Source organism: bacterium, from assembly GCA_019637795.1.
Lineage (GTDB): Bacteria > Desulfobacterota > Binatia > HRBIN30 > CADEER01 > JAHBUY01.
The window spans coordinates 777729-792814 of sequence record JAHBUY010000003.1 but is presented as its reverse complement, the minus strand read 5'-3'; the positions used below and the strand labels follow the sequence as shown (position 1 = coordinate 792814).

The 15086-nt window shown below is 71.6% G+C and carries 14 protein-coding genes; 5 read left to right on the top strand and 9 right to left on the bottom strand.

Annotated features, from left to right (window positions below; genetic code table 11):
- The first annotated feature begins 606 nt into the window (after window positions 1-606).
- Window positions 607-1233 (top strand): dienelactone hydrolase family protein, encoded by a 627-nt coding sequence (locus KF840_13385; GenBank protein MBX3025895.1) that lies wholly within the window; start codon window positions 607-609, stop codon window positions 1231-1233.
- Window positions 1234-1236: 3 nt separating this feature from the next.
- Window positions 1237-1716, top strand: coding sequence for an SRPBCC family protein (locus KF840_13380; GenBank protein MBX3025894.1), 480 nt, complete (start codon window positions 1237-1239; stop codon window positions 1714-1716).
- Window positions 1717-1781: 65 nt separating this feature from the next.
- Here KF840_13380 and KF840_13375 read toward each other — a convergent pair whose 3' ends face one another.
- A complete protein-coding gene (locus KF840_13375; GenBank protein MBX3025893.1) occupies window positions 1782-2633 on the bottom strand; it encodes a hypothetical protein in 852 nt (283 codons plus the stop codon).
- An 11-nt stretch (window positions 2634-2644) separates the two neighbouring features.
- Window positions 2645-3301 (bottom strand): TetR/AcrR family transcriptional regulator, encoded by a 657-nt coding sequence (locus tag KF840_13370; GenBank protein ID MBX3025892.1) that lies wholly within the window; start codon window positions 3299-3301, stop codon window positions 2645-2647.
- 204 nt (window positions 3302-3505) lie between these two features.
- Here KF840_13370 and larC point away from each other — a divergent pair, with 204 nt between their 5' ends.
- On the top strand, window positions 3506-4690 hold the full coding sequence (larC, locus tag KF840_13365) for a nickel pincer cofactor biosynthesis protein LarC (protein MBX3025891.1): 1185 nt from the start codon (window positions 3506-3508) through the stop codon (window positions 4688-4690).
- A 32-nt stretch (window positions 4691-4722) separates the two neighbouring features.
- On the opposite strand, the gene bioD is transcribed toward larC, so the two are convergent.
- The 4 genes from bioD to bioF all read right to left on the bottom strand — a co-directional run bounded on the left by bioD (window position 4723) and on the right by bioF (window position 8410).
- The gene (gene bioD, locus KF840_13360; GenBank protein MBX3025890.1) at window positions 4723-5478 is read right to left on the bottom strand and encodes a dethiobiotin synthase; all 756 of its coding nucleotides are present in this window, start codon (window positions 5476-5478) and stop codon (window positions 4723-4725) included.
- 43 nt (window positions 5479-5521) lie between these two features.
- Window positions 5522-5674: a hypothetical protein gene (locus KF840_13355; GenBank protein MBX3025889.1), complete on the bottom strand. Its 153-nt coding sequence runs from the start codon at window positions 5672-5674 to the stop codon at window positions 5522-5524.
- A 196-nt stretch (window positions 5675-5870) separates the two neighbouring features.
- Window positions 5871-7232, bottom strand: a complete 1362-nt coding sequence (bioA, locus tag KF840_13350; protein ID MBX3025888.1) for an adenosylmethionine--8-amino-7-oxononanoate transaminase — start codon at window positions 7230-7232, stop codon at window positions 5871-5873.
- On the bottom strand, window positions 7229-8410 hold the full coding sequence (bioF, locus tag KF840_13345) for an 8-amino-7-oxononanoate synthase (protein ID MBX3025887.1): 1182 nt from the start codon (window positions 8408-8410) through the stop codon (window positions 7229-7231). The genes bioA and bioF overlap by 4 nt, the downstream gene beginning before the upstream one ends.
- 95 nt (window positions 8411-8505) lie before the next feature.
- On the opposite strand from bioF, the gene KF840_13340 reads away from it, so the two are divergent.
- Together KF840_13340 and radA are read left to right on the top strand one after the other, a co-directional pair.
- Window positions 8506-10032: an alkaline phosphatase family protein gene (locus KF840_13340; GenBank protein ID MBX3025886.1), complete on the top strand. Its 1527-nt coding sequence runs from the start codon at window positions 8506-8508 to the stop codon at window positions 10030-10032.
- A gap of 88 nt (window positions 10033-10120) precedes the next feature.
- On the top strand, window positions 10121-11479 hold the full coding sequence (gene radA / locus KF840_13335) for a DNA repair protein RadA (GenBank protein ID MBX3025885.1): 1359 nt from the start codon (window positions 10121-10123) through the stop codon (window positions 11477-11479).
- Between the two features lie 87 nt (window positions 11480-11566).
- Here the strand turns inward: radA and KF840_13330 are convergent, their stop codons facing one another.
- The 3 genes from KF840_13330 to KF840_13320 are packed head-to-tail and all read right to left on the bottom strand — an operon-like array spanning window position 11567 to window position 15041.
- Entirely contained in the window at window positions 11567-12913 is a 1347-nt protein-coding gene (locus KF840_13330; protein ID MBX3025884.1) for an MATE family efflux transporter, read from the bottom strand.
- An 8-nt stretch (window positions 12914-12921) separates the two neighbouring features.
- Complete coding sequence (locus KF840_13325; protein ID MBX3025883.1) at window positions 12922-13122, bottom strand: hypothetical protein; 201 nt, start codon at window positions 13120-13122, stop codon at window positions 12922-12924.
- Between the two features lie 17 nt (window positions 13123-13139).
- The gene (locus KF840_13320) at window positions 13140-15041 is read right to left on the bottom strand and encodes a peptidyl-prolyl cis-trans isomerase (protein ID MBX3025882.1); all 1902 of its coding nucleotides are present in this window, start codon (window positions 15039-15041) and stop codon (window positions 13140-13142) included.
- Between the last annotated feature and the right edge of the window lie 45 nt (window positions 15042-15086).

Sequence of the window (15086 nt, the reverse complement as noted above, 5' to 3'; positions counted from 1 at the left end):
CTTCGCGGTCATCGGTGGGGGCTGCAGCGGGAATCGGTGTTCATCGGTGTCTCCATGTCCTGAATCCACGGATGGACGCCGATCCCCGCGCCACCCCGCAGCGATGAACGCGGAGCCGATCCGCCCCGCGCGCGCTCGGCGTCCTGGGGTCTTCGCGACCCTTCGCCGCCGATGGGCGGCGTGGGGCTTCGCGGTCATCGGTGGGGGCTGCAGCGGGAATCGGTGTTCATCGGTGTCTCCATGTCCTGAATCCACGGATGGACGCCGATCCCCGCGCCACCCCGCAGCGATGAACGCGGAGCCGATCCGCCCCGCGCGCGCTCGGCGTCCTGGGGTCCTCGCGACCCTTCGCCGCCGATGGGTGGCGTGCGGCTTCGTGTTCATCGGTGGGCGGTGGAGCGGGAGTCGGTGTTCATCGGTGTCTCCATAATCCACGGATGGACGCCGATCCCCGCGCCACCCCGCAGCGATGAACGCGGAGCCGATCCGCCCCGCACGCGCTCGGCGTCCTGGGGTCTTCGCGACCTTTCCCCGCCGATGGGCGGCGTGGGGCTTCGTGTTCATCGGTGGGCGGTGGGGCGGGAGTCGGTGTTCATCGGTGTCTCCATGTCCTTCGTCGGCCGCGTGTTGATTCCCGCCCCGCACGGGCAGTTGGAAGCCATCTACCGGCCGGCGAGCGATCGCGCCGAGCGCGTCGCCCTGGTGCTGCACCCGCACCCGCTCTACGGCGGCACGATGCACAACAAGGTGGTGTACCGGATCGCCAAGGCGCTCGAGCAGGCGGGGCTCCTCACCCTGCGCTTCAACTTCCGCGGCGTCGCGGGCAGCAGCGGCGGCTACGACGAGGGGCGCGGCGAGGCCGAGGACGCGCGCACCGCGCTCGACTGGCTGCTGGCGCGGCAGCCGGCGGCGCGCCAGGTAGTCGTCGCCGGCTTCTCCTTCGGCGCCTCGATCGCGCTCCGCGTTGACTGCCCCGATCCGCGCGTGCAGCGGCTGATCGCCGTCGGCACGCCCGCGCGCTGGCTCACCGCGGCGGCGCTCGCGGCGTGCGGGAAGCCGATCGACTTCATCCATGGCACGCGCGACGACCTGGCGCCGCTGGCCGATCTCGAGGCGCTGCGCGCCGGCGCCGCGGCCGCCGCGACCTCGCTGCACGTGATCGACGGCGCCACCCACTTCTTCGATGACCACCTCGAGGAGTTGGCTCGGATCGTCGCCGCGCTGGTGCAGTGAGCGATGCGGTTGCAGCCGGTCGACCTCGCGTTCGCCGCCCGCGCTCCCCATGCCTGCATCCGCGACGCCGACATCGCGGCGCCGCCGGCGGCGGTGTTCGAAGCGCTCGGCGATCTCGAGAGCTGGCCGCGCCGCTTCGGCCCGGCCGTGCGCGGCGAATGGATCACCTCGCCGCCGCATGGCATCGGCGCGGTGCGCGCCGTCCAGGTCGGCGCGCTGTATCTCGTCGAATGCTTCGTCGCCTGGGAACCGGGACGCCGGTTCGCCTTCACCGTCATCGACGCGAATCTGCCCTTCGCCCGCGCCCTGCTCGAGGACTGGCAGATCGCTCCCATCCGCGACGGCAGCCGCGTCACCTACGCCATCTACTACGCGCCGCCGTTGCTGCTGCGCCCCTTCGCCGGCGCCGTCGTCCGCCGCCTGGAACGCGAGGGCCGGGCGACGCTCGCCAACCTGAAGCGATCGATCGACGGGCGGGACTGAGCGCGGGTCTTGCGGTCGCGTCCGCTCCCGCCGTGCGAGGCGCGTGATCGGTGCGGGGGGCTCGCTCAGAGACCCAGGAGGCGTCCCGGATTGCGACGGGCCATCAGGTCGATGTCATCCGCGCCGAGGCCGGCGCGCAGCATCTCGTCGATGAACAGCCGCATGCCGATGGCCGGGTGCGGGCTGCGCTCCTGGCCGAAGTCGGTCGACATGATGGCGCGCGCCGGCCCGACGGTGGCCATGGCACGGGCGAAGGTCGAGGGCGCGTGCGTCGCGGCGAATCCGCCCGGCATGCAGCTCAGGTAGGTGAACTCGATGACCGCGCCGCGATCCGCCATTTCGACGACGTGCGCCAGGGTGTGATCGGCGCCGATCTGGGTCTCCAGGGCGTGCGTCATCACCAGCTTCACGCCGATGGCGCGGCAGGCGTCGGCGAGCGCGAAGAGCTCCGGCAGGTCGACGTGTCCGGTGGCGACGACGGCGTCGTGCGCCTTGGCCAGGCGCAGGATCTCGTGCACCGGCGACACCGGCGTGCCGCGGCTGTCGAGCAGCGCGATCCCGGGTCCGGGGAGGCGCAGCTTGCGGCGGTCCGGAATCGACGAGAAGGTCGGCATCCAGACCACCTTGGCGCCGGTGCGCAGGGCGACCTCGACGGCGGCGGGGTTGAGCCCACCGACCTCGAAGTCGCAGCAGATGCCGCCGAAGACGCGCAGCCGCTGCACCTGTTTCTGCATCAGGATGGCGATCGGCCCCGTCGGGTAGGCGTGGCTCTTCAGCACCAGGGCGCGCATGCCGATCGCGTCGGCCTCGCGCGCCGCTTCCTCGGCGTCGACCGAGCGCGCGCGATGCGGATCGGGGCCGTGGTGGCAGTGCATGTCGATGGCGCCCTGGACGAGCTCGGCGGCGGCCGTCGACATGGTCTCGCCGCTCAGCGGTGGGGCCGCGTCCGCCGGCGCGCCAGGCTCGGCGGTGCCAGCAGCGCGCCGCGCGCCAGGTCGAGCACGGTGCGCTTCCACGCCGAGCGGTCCGGCGGCGCCACCCGGTTCAGGATGGCGGAATACGGACGCGCCGCCAGGCTGTGGTAGAGGATGGCGCCGGTGAGCGCGACCTGAAAGCGGAAGCGATCGACCTGGCGGAACTGGCCGGCGCGCTGGCCGGCCTCGAGAAAGGCGTCGATGCGGCGGTAGATCTCGAACGCGGCCGAGCGCGTGTCGGGATCCATCTCGTCCGAGTGCTCCATCATCTCGCGGAAGAGCAACTGCGAGACGTTGGGGTCGGTGGCGACGAGATCGACGTAGCTGTAGACGAACTCCTCGAGCCGCTGCGCGAACGGCCCTTCGCCCTCGAGCCGCGCGCTCACCTCCGACAGGCGGGTGAAGATGTTGCGCAGCACCGCGTTGTAGAGCGCGTGCTTGCTCGGGAAGTGCTTGAACAGCGACGGCGCGCGGATGCCGACCTGGGCGGCGATCTCGCGCAGGCCGACACCGTGGTAGCCGCCGCGCGCGAAGAGCGCCTCGGCCGCGCGCAGCACCTGATCGCGCCGCGCCTCGGGCTCGGGCGGAGTCGCCGCCTGCGGCTTTGCCATCCTGCCGCGCGGCTAACACACGTTAGCCGGAGGAGTCAACGCAGCGACACGCAGTGACACGCAGCGACACGCAGCAGCGACACGCAGCGGGGACGCGCACCAGGTACGCGCGTGCCAGTGACGCGCCCAACCACCGCCGGGCGCGGGCTGGCGTGGGGCGGCGGATTGCCCGCCCGGGACCGGTGCACTATCGCTGGCGCAGCGATGCGAGCGCTCTACTTCGATGCCTTCGCCGGCGTCAGCGGCGACATGACGATCGGCGCGCTGCTGGCGCTCGGCCTCGACCTCGAACACGTGCGTGCCGAGCTGGCGGCGTTGCCGCTGCAGGGCTATGCGCTGCGCGCCACGCCGCGACTGGTACACGCCATTGCGGCGGTGAAATTCGAGGTCGAGATCGAGCCTCGACAGGCGCGGGAGCACGACCACTCGCACGACCACCGGGCCTACGGCGAGATACGGCGCATGATCGAGGACAGCCGCCTGGCGCCGCGGGTCCGGGAAACGGCGCTGGCGATCTTCGCCCGGCTCGCCGAGGCCGAGGGGCGGGTGCACGGGGTTGCCGCCGAGTCGGTGACGTTCCACGAGGTGGGCGCGGTGGACTCGATCGTCGACATCGTCGGCACCGCGATCGGGTTGCACGCGCTCGGCGTCGAGGCCGTCTACGCGTCGTCGCTGCCGCTCGGGACCGGGCTCACACGGTCGCAGCACGGGGTCATCCCGGTGCCGGGTCCCGCGACGGTCGAGCTGCTGCGCGGCCTGCCGGTGCGGGTCGGCGATGGCGCGGCGGAGTTGGTGACGCCCACCGGCGCGGCGATCGTCGCCGCGCTCGTCGATCCCGCGCAACCGCTGCCGCCCCTGCGGATCGAGGCGGTCGGCTACGGGGCCGGCACGCGGACGCTCACCGACCGGCCGAATGTGCTGCGCCTGCTGCTGGCGCGCGTCGAGGCGCCGTTGGCTGGCGAGGAGCTGGTGGAAGTCGCCGCGACGATCGACGATGCCAACCCCGAGCTCTACGCGCACGCGCTCGAGGCGGTGTTCACGGCGGGCGCGCGCGATGCCTGGTTGGTGCCGGCCTTCATGAAGAAGCAGCGCCCCGGCGTGGTGCTGTATGCCCTGGCCGATGCTGGCGCGCGCGACGCGGTGGCGGGCGCGATCCTGCGCGAGACGACCGCGATCGGCCTGCGCTTCCACACCGTGCGGCGCGCCGTCCTGCCGCGCCAGATCATCGACGTCGAGACGCCGTACGGCCCGGTGCGGGTGAAGATCGCCACGGCGCCGGATGGGACCCGCAACATCGCCCCCGAATACGAAGACTGCCGCCGCCTCGCGCGCGAGCACGGCGTGGCGCTCAAGCTCGTCTATCAGGCCGCCATCGCGGCGGCGCTCTGAGGGCGCCGCCGCCGCGCTGCGCGCCGGCTGGGCTAGCGTCGAGCCTCCGCGTCCCCGCGTCCAGGGACGAGCTGTTCCAGCCGCAGGGTCCTCTCGGCCAGGTCCGCCAGCCGGTCGCGGCTCGCCTCGTCGCACGACGTTTCGCCGACCCAGGGAAAGACGCCGAGCGATGGGCCGAGGGTGTCGTGCAGCAACTCGACGTTGGTCTGCATCGCCATGTCGGCCGCGGGCTGCAGCGTGTTGACGACGTAGCCGACGACGTCGAGGCCGGCCGTCTCGGCGCAGCGCATCGTCAGCGCGGCATGATTGACGCAGCCGAGCCGGTTGCCGACGACGACCAGCAGCGGCAGGCGGCAGCGGGCAGCCAGGTCGGCGAAGGTTGTCCGCCCAGCGAGCGGCACGAGCAGGCCACCCGCTCCCTCGACGAGCCCGACGTCCCAGCGCCGGGCGAAGCGATCGACCAAGGCGGCAATCTCATCGAGATCGAAGGCGACGCCCTGCCGGCGAGCGGCGAGCGCCGGAGCGAGCGGATCGCGGAGCGGGAAGGGGCAGATGACCTCTGGGGGGTCTGGGCTGCCGGCGAACCAGCGCAGTCGTTCCGCGTCCGCCGCATGCGATCTGCCATGCGCATCGGCGTCACAGCCGGTCTCGGCCGGTTTCATCACCCCGACGCGGCAGCGCCTGCGCCGGAGGGCCGCCGCGATGGCGCTCGCGACGGTCGTTTTGCCGATACCCGTGTCGGTACCGGTGATCAGGAAACAGCGTGACAGCGGCAGATCCTCGCGGATCTGCCTACCATAGGGGCAATTGGCTCAGAAGCCGTCTGGCGGCTCAGGTGGCCCAGGCCAGCATCGCCAGCCCGGCCCACAGCGCCAGGCTCAATACCGTACCCGTCAGGAACCCGAGCAACGGCATCCCCGGAAGCCGGTCATTCACCAGCTCGTCGGTGTCCTCGTAGCGCCTCAGCGAATGTGCTCTCGGCATCGCTCGCTCCGTCCGATGTGATCTCTAGCATAGAAGCAATCGCGGTGCCTACAAGGGGAGTGGCATGAATTTGTGGCCTTGTGGTCAGACGGTGTGCAAAAGGCACGAAGCAAGTGCCAAAGAAGTGTCCAGTGTGTCGGAAAGACCCGATTCCTGACACTCCCGGTGTGGGCGCTCGTGGAGCCCACGACGAATCCTAGGTGCCGGCGATCGATTGGATCGACTCGGCGGTCACGCGGACCAGGGTTTCCAGCTCCTCGGGGGTGATGCTGAGGGGCGGCATCAGGATGATGACGTTGCCCAGGGGGCGTAGCATCACGCCGCGCTGCCGGGCGGCCTGGATCACCCGGTGCCCGACGCGCAGGGCCGGGTCGAACGGGGTGCGGGCCTCGGGGTCGCAGACCAGCTCGAGGCCGACCATCAGCCCCCACTGGCGGACGTCGCCGACGCACGCCAGGTGTCCGGTGGATTCGGCCAGCAGCCCGGCGAGGTGGGCTGCCCGGTCGGCGCACCGCTGCACGACCTGCTCGGCGGCGAACACGTCGAGGTTGGCGAGGGCGACGGCGCAGGCGAGTGGATTCCCGGTGTAGGTGTGGCCGTGGAAGAAGGCTTCGAAACGCTCGTAGGGGGACAGGAAGGCCTCGAAGATCGCCTCGCTGGCGAGGGTGGCGGCGAGCGGCAGGTAGCCGCCGGTGATGCCTTTGCCGAGACAGAGCAGGTCCGGGGCGATGCCCTCGTGCTCGACGGCGAACAGGCGGCCGGTGCGGCCGAAGCCGGTGGCCACCTCGTCGCAGATGAGCAGGGCGCCGTGCCGGCGGCTGAGGTCGCGCAGCGCCGGCAGGTACCCGAGCGGCTGCGCCCACATGCCCGCCGCGCCCTGCATCAGCGGCTCGACGATCAGCGCCGCCACCTCTCCACCGTGCGCGGCGAAGACGCGTTCGGCGTCGGCGATCGCCAGCTCGAGGGCGCGCGCCGGCGACTGGCGTTGCTGCCAGCGGAACACGTGCGGGGGGTCGATGCGCAGCGCCGGCGTGATCACCGGGCGGAAGAAGCGGTGGAACGCGTCGCTGTAGCCGACCCCGACCGCGCCCAGGGTGTCGCCGTGGTAGCCCTCGGTGAGCGAGACGAACCGGGTGCGTTGCGGCTCGCCGCACAGTTGCCAGTACTGCAGCGCCAGCTTGAGAGCGATCTCCACCGCGGTGGCGCCGGCATCGGAATAGAAGACGCGGGTGAGCGGGGTCGGCGCGACCTCGATCAGGCGCTTGGCGAGCTCGGTCGCCGGCACGTTCGCCAGCCCGAGCATGGTGCTGTGGGCGATGCGCGCCGTCTGCGCCGCCAGGGCCTCGTCGAGCTCGCGCTTGCGGTGGCCGTGGACGTTGCACCACAGCGATGACACGCCGTCGAGGTAGCGCCTGCCATCGGTGTCGACGAGGTAGTTGCCCTCGCCGCGCTCGATGACGATCGGCGTCTCGGCCAGCCAATCGCGCATCTGCGTGAAGGGATGCCACAGGTACTGGCGGTCCCAGGCCGCCAGCTCGGCGGTCGTCGGCCGGCTCATTGCGCCGCCCGCCGGCGCGCCGGCGCCAGGTCCGCGAAGGCCGCGAGCGCGGCGTCGATCTCGGCCTCGCGGTGCGTGGCCATGGCGGTCGCGCGCAGGCGGGCGGTGCCCTCCGGCACCGTCGGCGGCCGGATGCCGTGCGCGAAGACGCCGCGTTGGAGCAACGCCGTGGACAGCGCCATCGTCGTCGCCGCCTCGCCGACCATGATCGGCAGGATATGGCTCTCGGGGTCGCCCGGCACCTCGAAGCCGAGCGACAGCAGGCCCGCCCGCAAGCGCGCGGCATTGCGGCGCAGCGCGGCGCGCCGCTCGGGTTCGCGCTCGACGATGGTCAGCGCGGCCCCGGCCGCGGCCGCCACCGGCGGCGGCAGGGCGGTGGTGAAGATGGCGGTGCGGGCGGTGTTGATCAGCAGATCGACGAGGGCCCGGCTGCCGGCGACATAGGCGCCGAACGTTCCCAGCGCCTTGCCGAGCGTGCCCATCTGCACCGTCACCCGGTCGTGCAGGCCGAGCGCGTCGACCAACCCGGCGCCGCGCGCGCCGAGCACGCCGGTGGCGTGCGCCTCGTCGACCATCACCATGGCGCCGTGCCGTTCGGCCAGCGCGCAGATCGCCGCCAGCGGCGCCGCATCGCCGTCCATGCTGAAGATCGAATCGGTGACGATGAGGCGGCGCTTCGCCGGCACGGCGCGCAGGCGCTCGTCCAGCGCGGCGACGTCCGCGTGCGGGTACACGTGGACGGCGGCGCGCGACAGCCGGCAGCCGTCGATCAGGCTGGCGTGGTTGAGGGCGTCGCTGAACACGGCGTCGCCGGGGCCGACCAGAGCGGTGATGACCCCGAGGTTGGCCTGGTAGCCGGAGGTGAACAGCAGGCAGGCGGCGGTGCGCTTGAAGGCCGCCAGCCGTTCCTCCAGGCGATGCAGCTCGCGCATCGAGCCGGAGATCAGGCGCGACGCGCCGGATCCCATGCCGGCGGCGCGCGCCGCCGCGACCGCGGCCTCGATCACCTCGGGATGGTTGGCCAGGCCGAGATAGTTGTTGGAGCAGAGGGACAGGACGCGCCGGCCGCCCACCAGGATCGCCGTGTCCTGCGCTCCGTCGACCGCCCGCAGCGAGCGTTCCAGCCCAGCCGCGCGCAGGCGCGCCAACTCCGCCGCGAAGACGTCGTCGTGGCGCATGACCGCCATCGTTAGACGCCCCCCGGGGCGATCGCAAGCGACCGGCGCGCCCGCGCCGCGTTGACTGCGCGCGCGGTCGTTGTCAGGGAGCGAGGGTGGCGCAACCGCGAACGGTGGTGATCGGGCTCGATGCAGCGGAACCCTCGCTGCTCCGCCGCTGGTGCGATTCCGGCGACCTGCCGACCCTGCGCCGCCTCGTCGCCGGCGGCGACGCCGGGCAACTCGAGACCGGATCACGCCAGTTTCCCGACCCGGCGATGCTCACCGCCTACACCGGCGTGCGCCCGCCGCGGGTCGGTCGCTACTTCTTCATCCAACCGCGGCGCGATCGGCCGACGCTCGAGGTCGCCGACCATACGCTGCCCTGCGATCCGTTCTGGGTCACCGCCGCTCGGCACCAGCGGCGGTGCATCGTCGTCGACACGCCCAAGATCGAGCTCGCGCCGCCGGCGGACGGCGTGCACGTCGTCGGCTGGGGCGCGCACGGCTTCAACAGCGCGCTGCGCAGCGCGCCGCCCGAGCTGGCGGACGCGCTGATCGCCCGGCACGGCCCCTATCCGCTGCCGAATTGCGACGACCATGGCCGCGGCCAACGCAGTTACCGCCGCCTGCGGCGCCGCCTACTCGACGGCGTCGCCGCGCGCCGGCGGTTGCTGCTCGACCTGGCGCGCGGCGGCGAGTGGGATCTCTTCTTCGCCGTCTTTTCCGAGCCGCACTGCGCCGGGCACAACCTCTGGCACTTCCATGATCCGTCGCACCCGCTGCACCACCCCGATGCCGAGCTCGGCGCCACCCTGCGCGAGGTCTACACCGCGGTCGACGCGGCGATCGCCGAGCTCATCGCCACCGCCGGACCCGAGGCGCGTGTCCTCGTCTTCTCCAACCAGGGCATGCGGCCGCAGTACCACGGACGCGACCTCATCCCGGCGCTGCTGCGGCTGTGGGGGATGCACGAGCCGCAGGATCGCGCCCCCGACCCGGCACGCGCCACGCACCAGCGCGCGCGCCAGCCGTGGCTCAAGCGGGCGCGCGAGGCGGTGCCGCTGCCGCTGCAGTACGCCGTCAAGCGCCGCTTGCCCCGACGCCTCGGCGAGGCGCTGCTGTGCCGGTTCATGGGCGTGATCGCGCTCGACGTCGGCGCCCGCGCCTACCAGGTGCCGAACAACGAGATGACGCCGGCGTTGCGCATCAACCTCGTCGGCCGCGATCCCCACGGACGCGTCCAGCCGGGACGGGAGTACGAAGCGTTGCGCGACTTCCTGGCGACGCGAATGCGCGAGCTGATCAACCCGGCGACGGGCGAGGCGGCGCTCGCGCACGTCGCCATCATCGACGAGCTGTACGAGCGCGAGGCGCGCGACGTGCTGCCCGACGTGGTCGGCTACTGGAGTCCCGCGGCGCCGATCCCGGCGCTCCATTCGCCCGGCTACGGAACCGTCTTCGGCGCGCACGGCGACTATCGCACCGGGGGGCACGGGCCAGACGGTTGGTTGTGCATCGCCGGCGCGCCCGCCGATCTCGCCGGCGCCCATATCGCCGACGTCGCGCCCACCGTGCTCGACATGCTCGGCGTGCCCATCCCCGCGGACCTCGACGGTCGCAGCCGTCTGGTGGGCCGGTAGCCGCGGCCACCGATGCCGCGGCTACCGGCACGCGAGCGATGCCCTGCACGGTTGGACGCCCGCGCCGTTCAGGCTAGCTGTGCTGGCGATGGCCAAGGAGCGCAGCGTCTTCGTCTGTCAGAGCTGCGGCGCGCAGGCGCCGCGCTGGCTCGGTCGCTGCGCCGACTGCGGCGAATGGAACACCTTGGTCGAGGAGCGCCTGGCCGCCGCGCCCAAGGGCGCGGGGCGTGTGGTCGCGGCGGAGCGGCCGGCGGCGGAGCCGATCACCGCGCTGGCGGCGGCGAGCGAGCGGCGCAGCTCGTGCGGCATCGGCGAGCTCGATCGCGTGCTCGGCGGGGGCGTCGTCCCCGGGGCGGTGATCCTGATCGGCGGCGACCCCGGCATCGGCAAGTCGACGCTGGTCCTGCAGGCGCTGGCGCAGCTCGCACGCCAGGGGCAGGCGCTCTATGTCACCGGCGAGGAGTCCCCGCAGCAGGTGAAGATGCGCGCCGACCGTCTGGGCATCGCGGAGCCGACGCTGCTCGTGCTGGCCGAGACCAACGTCGAACGCATCCTCGAGCAGGCGCGCGCCCTCGCCCCTGCGATCCTCGCCGTCGATTCGATCCAGACGATGTTCACCGAGCACTTCGCCTCGGCGCCGGGCAGCATCGGCCAGGTGCGGGAGAGCGCGGCGCAGTTGGTGCAGTTCGCCAAACGCAGCGGACAGGCGATCGTGCTGGTCGGCCACGTCACCAAGGAGGGCGCCTTCGCCGGGCCGCGCGTCCTCGAGCACATGGTCGACACGGTGCTCTACTTCGAGGGCGATCGCGGCCACTCCTTCCGCATCCTGCGCGCGGTGAAGAATCGCTTCGGGTCGACCAACGAGATCGGCGTCTTCGAGATGAAGGAGCAGGGCCTGCAGGCGGTGTCGAATCCCTCGGCGTTGTTCCTTGCCGAGCGGCCGGTGGACGTGCCGGGATCGGTGGTGGTGGCGAGCATCGAGGGGACGCGGCCGATCCTGGTCGAGATCCAGGCCCTGGTGTCGGCCAGCTCGCTCGGCACGGCGCGGCGGACGACGCTCGGCATGGACCACAATCGCATCGCCCTGCTGGTGGCGATCCTGGAGAAGAAGATGGGGCTGCAGCTCACCGGCCAGGACATCTTCGTCAACGTCGCCGGCGGCGTGCGGCTCGACGAACCCGCGGCCGACCTGGCCGCGCTGGTGGCGGTCGCCTCGAGCTTCCTCGACAAGCCCATCGACCCGCACACGCTGATCATCGGCGAGGTCGGCCTCGCCGGCGAGGTGCGCGCCATCGGCCAGGCGGAGGCGCGCGTGCGCGAAGGCGGCAAGCTCGGCTTCAGGCGTTGCATCCTGCCCGAGACCTCGCGCCAGCAGCTCCCCTCCCTGCGCGACGTCGAGCTGCGCGGCGTCGCATCGCTGAACGAGGCCTGGGACTTCCTGTTCTGAGACGACCTCGCAGCCACCGGTCACGGTGGAGGCGTTCCCAAATTGGGGACGCCCACGTGTCCCGCCGCTTGTGGCTCGCGGTCGCGTCTAGGCGTCGCGCGTGGCGCCGAGGGCGCGCCAGAAGAGCAGGACCAGTACCAGGCACGAGACGACGTTGGCGACGGCGATGATGACGAAGATCGTCTGCGCCTGGGCATGGAAGGTGTTGATGGCGAGCAGGGCGGCGGCGAGCACCAGCACCACGCGCGCCACCATCACCGCCAGCGGGATGACGGCGCGGGCCAGCGCCTGGAACGACGAGGCGACGACCATGCTGACCACGATGAAGAAGTAGGTCGGGCCGACGATGTGGAAGTAGTCGGCGCCGATGCCGTGGATCGCCGGCGCGTCGCTGAAGGCGCCGATCCACCAGCTCGGGCGCACGATGACGATCACCGCCGGGATGGCGACCACCGCCACCGCGACCAGCGCCGATTGCGCCACGTAACCGCGCACCAGCTCGCGACGGCCAGCGCCGACGGCCATGCCGACCAAGGTCAGGCCGGCGGCGGCGACGCCGAAGCCGAGCGAGAAGAGCAGGAAGTCGAGCCGCGATCCGAGGCCGTAGGCGGCGAGGTAGACATCGCCGAAGCGCGCCACCGTGCCGGTCAGCACCATGAGCGTGATGTAGTTGAGCGCCGCCGAGAGCGACGCCGGGATGCCGACGCGCAGGATCTCGCGGAAGTGCCGCGCCTGGAGGCGGCGCGGCACCAGGCCTGGGCGCACCGGGCTGCGGGCGCCGAAGATGAAGCGGGAGCGGGGTACCAGGCCGATCGCCTGGCCGGTGAGCGTCGCCAGCGGCGCGCCGACCAGCCCGAGGTTGAAATGGAACATGAACAGCGGCGTGAAGGCGATCTGCAGCAGCAGCGACAGGGTGGAGCACATCGCCGGCACGCGGACGTTGCCGGCGCCGCGCAGGATGGAGTCGAAGGTGCCGACGGTGAAGCTGATCAGCAGGCCGCCGAACAGCACGCGCGAGAACAGGGTCGCCTGGTCGAGCACGGCGCCGGTGCCGCCCATCAGCCTGAACAGCGCGCGGGCGCCGATCTCGCTCGCCACGCTGCCGCCGACGGCGAGGGCGGTGGTGATGACGATGGCGTGTTCGGCGATGGCGCGGGCGTCGCCGGCGCGGCCGGCGCCGAGGGCGCGCGCGATGCCGGAGGCGACGCCGGTGCCGAGACCGCCGGAGACGACGGTGATCAGGATCATGACGATCGGGAAGACCAGCGACACCGCGGCGATGGCCTCGTCGCCGAGGCGGCTGACGAAGTAGGTGTGGAGGATGTTCGACAGCGCGGCGATCAGCATCACCGCGGTCGTCGGCGCGGCGAGGGTGACGATCGCCCGCAGCGGGCGCAGCGCCAGCAGTGCGGCGGCGGGCTGGTGCTCGGACACGGCGGCCGTCAGGCGTCCGCGGGATCGGGCGGCGGCGGGTTCGGCTCGTGACCGGGGCAGCGGACGACGGGCAGGGGCGGATAGCGGTGGTAGCGGGCGTCGCTGGCGGCGCGATCGCAGAGCAGGAAGAGCGAGCCGCGGCGGGTGGCGATCCGGCGGGCGTGCCGGCAGTCGGCGCAGAGTCCGGCGGCAGCGCCGTCGCGGGTCACCGCCGGGCCTCCGTGGATCAGGAGCCGAGGTCGATCGTGCCGGTGACGCCCATGCCGTACTCGATCTTCGACTTCGCCTTGAGCTGATCGACGAAGGTGCGCACGGCGGCCGCCGCGGCCTGGCCGCGGAGGCGGTCCTCGATCGATGCCTTCTCGCCGTCGAAGCGCGACGGATCCGCGGGCAGGCGCTCGATCAGCACGGCGACCACGGCATCGCCGTTGGCGTCGTACACCGCGGGCGCCACCGGGCTCTCCGGCGTCAGCGCGAACGCGGCATCCTTGAGCGCCTGGGCATTGCCGATGTTCGGCAGGTAGCCGCCGAAACGTCCGATCTCGCGGCTCTCCTCGACCGCCAGGCCCGCCTCGCTGGCGACGCGCTGGATGTCCTCCTTGTTCTTCAACTTGGCGAGGATCTCCTCGCCGCGCTGGTGGGCCAGCTCCGCCGCCTTCTTGGCGCGCAGATCGTCCGTGACCTTGGCGCGGATCTGGTCGAGCGGTGGCACCGTCGACGGGATCCGCTCCACCACCTTCAGGATGGTGTAGCCCCCGGCTTCGGTCACCACCTCGCCGATCTCGCCGACCTCGGTGTTGAACGCCTCGTCGTTCAGCGGCTTGCGCGGCAGCCCGTCGACCCGTTCGGTGCCGGCGAACGGCGCCGGCGTCTTCACCGTCAGGCCGTAGTCGGCGGCGATCTTCTCCAGCGGCGTCCCGTCGAGCGCCGCGTCGTGCGCCTTTTCCACCGCGTCCAGGGCCACCTGGCGCGAGTGTCGATTCTTCAGCTCGCTGACGATCGCGTCCTTCGCCTCGTCGAGCGACTCGGTGCGTGCCGCCTGCTTCTCCTCGAGCTTGATGATGTGGAAGCCGAACTGCGTCTCGACGATGTCGCTCACCTGCCCTGGCTCGAGCGCGAAGGCCGCGGCCTCGAAGGGCGGCGTCATCATGCCACGCCCGAAGGTGCCCAGGTCGCCGCCACTGGCGGCGGTCGAGTCCTCGGAGAACTCCTTGGCGAGCGCCGCGAAGTCGGCGCCGCCCTTGGCCTTGGCGAGCACCTCCTCGGCCTTCTTGCGCGCCGCCGCCTTGTCGGCGTCGCTGGCGTCGGGCTTCACGGTGAAGAGGATGTGGCGCGCCCGCACCTCCTCCGGCTTCTGGAACTGGCCGAGATTGGCTTCGTAGTATTCCTTGATCTCGTCGTCGGTCGGCGTGACCTTGGCCGCGAATTCGGTTGGGTTGAACTCGACCATCTGGATCCTCACCCGCTCCGGCTCGCGATACTTCTCCTGGTTCTCGTTGTAGTAGGCCTCGACCTCCTGATCGCTCACCGTCACCTGCCCCAGGAAACGAGCGACCGGCAGGCGGATGAACTGCAGGCTCAGGCGCTCGTTGTCGAACTGGAAGCGCTCCTTGACCTCTTCGTCGCTGACGTAGGCCCCCTGGGCGACCAGCTCCTCGACCTTGCCGGCCAGGAGCTGGCGGCGCTGCAGCTCCTCGAAGTCGCTCGGCTTGAAGCCATTCTGGCGCAGGATCTCGACGTACGCGTCCTTGTTGAAGCGCCCATCGGTCTGGAAGCTCGGCATGCCGGCGATCGACTGCCGCAGCTCGCTCTCGTCGACCTCGAAGCCGAGCCGCTGCGCCTCCTGGATCAACAGCTCGTTCGAGATCAACTGCGCGATCGCCTGCGAGCGCAGCAGCGCGTCGGGCGGCGCCGCCTGCTGGCCCATGTTGCGGTACATGTTGACGAGGTTGGTGTAGGCGCGGTCGTACTGGCGCTTGGTGATGACCTCGTCGTTGACCCGCGCCGCGACCTCCATCCGGTTGGCGCGCATGGTGCCGACGCCCCAGAAGACGAACACCGCGACGATGATCAGATAGAACGCCTGAACGGCGAGCGAATTGCCCCGTTTGCGTAGCGCATCCAGCACGGTACAGCTCTCCTTGCGAAGCCCCGGACGATAAAGAACCCACGT